This is a genomic window from Protofrankia sp. CiP1_Cm_nod1, from assembly GCF_920888515.1.
In the GTDB taxonomy this organism is placed as follows: Bacteria; Actinomycetota; Actinomycetes; order Frankiales; family Frankiaceae; genus Protofrankia.
Genome location: NZ_CAKKTM010000251.1, coordinates 1 through 5,999 on the forward strand (window position 1 = coordinate 1; position 5,999 = coordinate 5,999).

The 5,999-nt window shown below is 76.5% G+C and carries 4 protein-coding genes and 1 pseudogene; all 5 read left to right on the plus strand.

Going from position 1 to position 5,999, the window contains the following annotated elements:
* Positions 1 to 408, plus strand: a pseudogene (locus NBX02_RS11520) (hypothetical protein); the annotation flags it as partial.
* A gap of 3 nt (positions 409 to 411) precedes the next feature.
* On the plus strand, positions 412 to 1,017 hold the full coding sequence (gene cobO / locus NBX02_RS11525) for a cob(I)yrinic acid a,c-diamide adenosyltransferase (RefSeq protein WP_250280717.1): 606 nt from the start codon (positions 412 to 414) through the stop codon (positions 1,015 to 1,017).
* The gene (locus NBX02_RS11530; RefSeq protein ID WP_250280719.1) at positions 1,011 to 2,636 is read left to right on the plus strand and encodes a cobyrinate a,c-diamide synthase; all 1,626 of its coding nucleotides are present in this window, start codon (positions 1,011 to 1,013) and stop codon (positions 2,634 to 2,636) included. The genes cobO and NBX02_RS11530 overlap by 7 nt, the downstream gene beginning before the upstream one ends.
* On the plus strand, positions 2,633 to 3,484 hold the full coding sequence (cobI, locus tag NBX02_RS11535; protein ID WP_250280721.1) for a precorrin-2 C(20)-methyltransferase: 852 nt from the start codon (positions 2,633 to 2,635) through the stop codon (positions 3,482 to 3,484). The genes NBX02_RS11530 and cobI overlap by 4 nt, the downstream gene beginning before the upstream one ends.
* On the plus strand, positions 3,481 to 4,389 hold the full coding sequence (cobM, locus tag NBX02_RS11540; RefSeq protein ID WP_250280723.1) for a precorrin-4 C(11)-methyltransferase: 909 nt from the start codon (positions 3,481 to 3,483) through the stop codon (positions 4,387 to 4,389). The genes cobI and cobM overlap by 4 nt, the downstream gene beginning before the upstream one ends.
* Positions 4,390 to 5,999: the final 1,610 nt, after the last annotated feature.

A 5,999-nucleotide genomic window follows, 5' to 3' on the forward strand; every position in this document is an offset into this window, starting at 1 on the left:
GACCCCGACCGGCGCGCGCTGCTGGTCGTCGTCACCGACGGCCGGTGCACCACCGGCCCGGATCCGGCCGCCGCCGCGCACGCGCTGGCCCGCGCCGGGGTGGCCAGCGTCGTCGTCGACTGCGAGAGCGGCTATGTCCGCCTGGGCCTGGCCGGCCGGCTGGCCACCGCCCTCGGTGGCACGACCGTCCCGCTGGCCGCCCTGTCGGCGGCGGCCGGCCCGGCGGCCCCCACCAGCTCCGCGGATCCCGCCGGCTCCGCGGATCCCGCCGGCGCTGTCCGCCCGGTATGGCCGGCGCGCCCCGCCAGCCCGGTGCGTCCGATATGGCCGGCGGGATCCGCCCGGCCCGGCAGGCCCGCCGGGCCGACACCGTCCACACCGTCCACCCAGCCTGGGAAGGTGGCCTGAGGGATGCCGCAGGGACAGCCGGCCGTGATACCCGACGACGGCCTGACCACCCGGGCCCGCCGGGACCGCCCGCTGCTGATCGTCCACACCGGTGACGGCAAGGGGAAGTCGACCGCGGCGTTCGGGCTGGCCCTGCGCGGCTGGGCGCAGGGCTGGCCGGTCGGGGTGTTCCAGTTCGTCAAGTCCGCGAAATGGCGGATCGGGGAGGAACGGGCACTGCGCACGCTGGCCACCACCGGCGAGGGCGGCACGGTCACCTGGCACAAGATGGGCGAGGGCTGGAGCTGGGTGCAGCACCGCATCGACCCGGGCGCCCAGCCCGCCGACGCCGCGCGCGAGGGCTGGGAGCAGATCCGCCGGGACCTGGCCGCGCAGACCTACCGGCTCTACGTCCTCGACGAGCTGACCTACCCGCTGAAGTGGGGATGGATCGATGTGGCCGAGGTCGTCGAGACGCTGCGCGCCCGGCCCGGGCGCCAGCACGTCGTCGTCACCGGCCGCGCCGCGCCGCCGCGGCTGCTCGACGCCGCCGACCTGGTGACCGAGATGACCAAGGTGAAGCATCCGATGGACGCCGGCCAGAAGGGCCAGCGGGGGATCGAATGGTGAGCGGCCCCGGCGCCGCCGGCATCGCCCTGCCCCGGCTGCTGGTCGCGGCCCCGGCCAGCGGCGCGGGCAAGACCACCGTGGCGACCGGGCTGATGGCCGCCCTGACCGCCCGCGGCCTGCGGGTCTCCCCGCACAAGGTCGGCCCGGACTACATCGACCCGAGCTACCACGCCCTGGCCACCGGCCGCCCCGGGCGCAACCTCGACGCCGTGCTCTGCGGCGAACAGCGCATCGGCCCCCTGCTCGCCCACGGCGCCCGCGGCGCCGACATCGCCGTCGTCGAAGGGGTGATGGGCCTGTTCGACGGGGTGTCGCTGCCACGGCCCGGCCAGCCCGTGGACTTCGCCTCCGCCGCCCACGTGGCCCGGCTGACCGCCACCCCGGTCGTGCTGGTCGTGGACGCGTCCGCCGCGGGCCGCTCGGCCGCGGCCGTGGTGCACGGCTTCGCCACCTGGGATCGGCGGGTGCGCCTGGCCGGTGTCGTGTTCAACCGGGTCGGTTCGGCCGGCCACGAGCGCCTGCTGCGGGACGCCGTCGCCGGCCTGCGCATCCCCGTGCTGGGGGTGCTGCGCCGGGACGACGCCGCCGCGGTGCCCTCGCGGCATCTCGGGCTGGTGCCGGCGGCCGAGCGGGCGCCGGCCGCGGCCGAGGCGGTCCGGGCGCTGGGGGCGCTGGTCGCCGCATCCTGCGATCTCGACGCCGTGCTTGCGCTGGCCCGCTCGGCCCCGCCGCTGGACGCCCGCCCCTGGACGCCGTCGGACGCCGTGGCCGAGACCGGCGAGACCCGCGAGACGGCCGGGCCCGGCGGCGGGCGGCCGGTGCGGATCGCTGTCGCGGGCGGGTCCGCGTTCACGTTCGGTTATGCCGAACAGGTCGAACTGCTGCGCGCCGCCGGGGCCGAGGTCGTCACCGTCGACCCGCTGCGTGACGAGACGCTTCCGGACGGCACCGACGGACTGGTGATCGGCGGCGGGTTCCCCGAGGAGCACGCCGCCGCGCTCGCGGCCAACGCGCCGCTGCGGGCCGAGGTCGTCGCGTTGGCGCGCCGGGGCGCGCCGATCGCCGCCGAATGCGCCGGCCTGCTCTACCTGGCCCGCTCCCTCGACGGGCATCCGATGTGCGGCGTCCTCGACGCCGACACGGCGATGGGGCCACGTCTCACTCTCGGTTACCGTCAGGCGGTCGCTGTCTGTGACAACTCGCTCGTGACCGCCGATACCGTGGTGACCGCGCACGAGTTCCACCACACGCAGGTCATCCCGCCGACCGCCAGCACGACCGCCGCTGCTGCCGCTGCCACCACCCCTGCCGACACGGCTCCGGTTCTCGCTGGCGGCCGCGCCGGCCCCACGGCCGGGCCCGCCGCCGGAGCGTCCTTTCCCGGGGAGGCGCGCTTTTTCCCAGGGGACGTGCCACAGTCGGCCTGGCGGGTGGACGACCGGGCGGAGGGGTTCGTACGCGGCAACGTGCACGCCTCCTACCTGCACCTGCACTGGGCCGGCGTGCCCGGGGCGGCCTGCCGGTTCGTCGCCACGGCCCGCGGGGCGAGAGCGGCCGGGCCGTCCGCGGCGGCCGTCCGTGCTCCCGGCGCGGCACGGAGCGCGGGAGGAGCGCGATGAGCTCCAGGAACGTCGAGGGCAGCGAGGGCGCCGGAAGCCCCGGAAGCCCCCGGGCAACGCCGTCGAAAACCGCAACGTCGCGCGGCAAGGGCAGCGAGGGCGCCGGAAGCCCCGGGGCGGTTCCGCCGCGCGCCCGGCTGGTCGGTGTCGGCGTCGGGCCCGGCGACCCGGATCTGGTGACGGTCCGGGCCGCGCGGACGCTGGAGCGGGCCGACGTCGTGTTCGTCCCGGTCAGCGAGGGGATGCCGCCGCCGGGCCGGGCCGAGGCGACCGTGCGCGCGCACGTCACCCACGACCGGATCCGCCAGGTGACGTTCCGGATGACCGGGGACGCCGACTACGACGCCCCGGCGGCCGTGGTCATCCAGGCCCTGCGCGAACACCCCACGGGCAGTGTCGCGTTCGCCACGATCGGTGATCCGAACGTCTACTCGACCTTCACCACGCTGGCCGCCCGGGTCCGCACGCTGTTACCGGAGGTCACCATCGAGACCGTTCCCGGCATCATGGCCATGCAGGATCTCGCCGCCCGCTCCGGCACGGTGCTGGCCGTGGGCACCGAGACCGTGGCGCTGCTGCCGCTGACCGCCGGTGTGGACGCCTACCGCCGGGCGGTCGCCGACCACGACACCGTGATCGCCTACAAGGGCGGACGCGCGCTGCCGCAGGTCCTCGACGTGCTGGCCGAGGCCGACCGGCTGACCGGCACACACGGCGCGGCCGTCTACGGCGCCTGCACGGGCCTGCCCGAGGAGGACATCCGCCTCGCCGCCGACCTGCCCCGCGACCAGCCCGGCCCCTACCTGTCCACGGTGATCTCCACCCGGCGCCGGCAGTGGCCGGCATGACCGCCCGCCCGCCCGGGCGGGTCACGTTCGTCGGGGCCGGCCCCGGGGCCGCGGACCTGCTGACCCTGCGCGCCGCCCGGGTGATCGGCGAGGCGGACGTGGTCATCTGGGCGTCCTCGCTGGTGCACCCGGACGTGCTCACCCATGCCCGCGACGACGCCGAGATCGTCGACTCGGCCGGGCTGCCGCTGGAGGGCGTCCACGAGATCTACCGGCGGGCCGCGGCCGGCGGGCTCGCGGTGGCCCGCGTCCACTCCGGTGACCCGGCGCTGTGGGGTGCGGTGCAGGAGCAGCTGGAGATCTGCGCCGAGCTGGGGCTGGCCACCGACATCGTCCCCGGGGTCAGCAGCTTCACCGCGGCCGCCGCGGCCGTCGGGCGCGAGCTGACCGTCCCCCAGGTGGCCCAGTCGGTGATCCTGACCCGGCTCGCCGGCGGGAAGACCCCGATGCCGCCCGGGGAGGAGGTGGCCCGGTTCGCCGCGCACGGCACGACCATGGCGCTGTTCCTCTCGGCGGCCCGTTCCAGCCAGCTGCAGGCCGAGCTCACCGCCGGTGGCTACCCACCGGAGACACCCTGCGTGGTCGCCTACCGGGTGAGCTGGCCGGAGGAGCTGATCGTGCGGTGTGCGCTCGCCGACCTCGCCGCCACGATCCGTGAGCACAAGCTGTGGAAGCACACGCTGGTGCTCGTCGGCCCCGCCCTCGCCGCCGGCGGGACCCGCTCCCACCTGTACCACCCCGGTCACTTCCACGGCTTCCGCCGGGCCGACCGGGCCGCCCGCACCACGCTGCGGGCGGCCCGGGACAACTCCGAGGCCCCCCGCGCCCGCGACATTCCCGTCCGTGACGACCCTCGTGCGTCCGATGCGTCCAGCGCCTCACGTGAAGGGCCCGGGCCCACATGATCAACCTTCGTTGGGACGTCCCGCGCAGGCCGCCACGCAACCATCCCGGATGCGGTCGCGCGGCTGACAGCGACCGACAGGGACAGCCGTCCGCTGGGGAGAACGCGCCGGTGCGCACCACCATGAACGATCACAATGACGGATGGTCACGATGACGGACGCCAGGACACCGGGCCGGTCGGGCATCGGCCTGGTCGCGGTGACCGCCGCCGGCCGCGCGGCCGCCCGGGATCTCCAACGGGCCTGGCCGGACGCCCGCCACTACGACGGCACGGCCCGCGAGGCGCTCACCGCCGCCGTCACCGCATGCGCCGGGGTGGTCTGCTTCCTCGCGACCGGCGCGACCGTCCGGCTGCTGGCCGGCACCCCCGGCACCGGCAGCCTGCTCACCGGCAAGGACAGCGACCCGGGGGTGGTCTGCGTGGACGAGGCGCGCCGGTGGGCGGTCGCCCTCGTCGGCGGGCACGCCGGCGGAGCCAACGACCTCGCCGAGCGGGTCGCCGCCACCCTCGGCGCGACCGCCGTCGTGACCACCGCCAGTGACGCCGCCGCGGTCCCCGCCCTGGACTCCTTCGGCGCCGACATCGGCCTGCGCGTCGAGCCCGGATCGCGGCTCGCCGCCGTGGGCACGGCGCTGCTCGCCGAGCAGCCCGTGACCCTGTACACGGACGCGGTCTGGCCGCTGCCGCCGTTGCCGGGAACGGTCCGGCCCGCCGATCTCACCGATCTCACCGATCTCACCGGCCGGAGCGGACCCGCCGATCACCCCTTTCCCACTGCTCCAGGCGCCCTCGGCGGCGCCGATGAACCCGACGGGAGCAGTGCGCCGGCCACGTCACAGGCCGGACCAGCCACGCCGGCCACGTCAGTCCCGCCGGTCCCGCCGGATCGGCCGGATCGGCCGGCGGCGCCCGCCATCGTGATCACCGACCGGGTCGTCACGCCGCCGGCGCCCGCGGTGGTCTACCGGCCGCCCAGCCTGGTCGTGGGGGTCGGCGCGAGCCGGGGCGTACCCGCCGACGAGATCGTCGACCTCGTCGAGCGCGCGCTGGCCGATGCCGGGCTGGCACCGCTGGCCGTGCGTCACCTCGCCACCGTCGAGGCCAAGCGGGACGAGGCCGGCATCGTCGCCGCCGCCCGCCGGTTCGGCTGGCCGCTGGTCGTGCACCCGGCCGAGGCGCTCGCGGCCGTCGACGTCCCGCATCCCTCCGAGGTGGTGCGGGCCGCGGTCGGCACGCCGAGCGTCGCCGAGGCGGCGAGCCTGCTCGGCCCCGACGCGGGTCTGTCCGCCGGCACCGCCGAACTCGTCGTGCCCAAACGGGCAAGCGCGCACGCCACCGTGGCGGTCGCCCGCCACCGTCCCCGCGGCCGGCTGGCCATCGTCGGCCTCGGCCCCGGCGACCGGGACCTGCTCACCCCACGCGCCGCCCGCGAGCTCGCCCGCGCCAGTGTGATCGTCGGTCTGGACCAGTACGTCGACTCCGTCCGCGACCTGATCCGGCCGGGCGCGCGCGTGCTCGCCAGCGGCCTCGGAGCGGAGGAGGCCCGCGCCGGCGCGGCCGTGGACCTGTCTCTTATACACATCTCCGAGCCCACGAGACTAGCGCTCC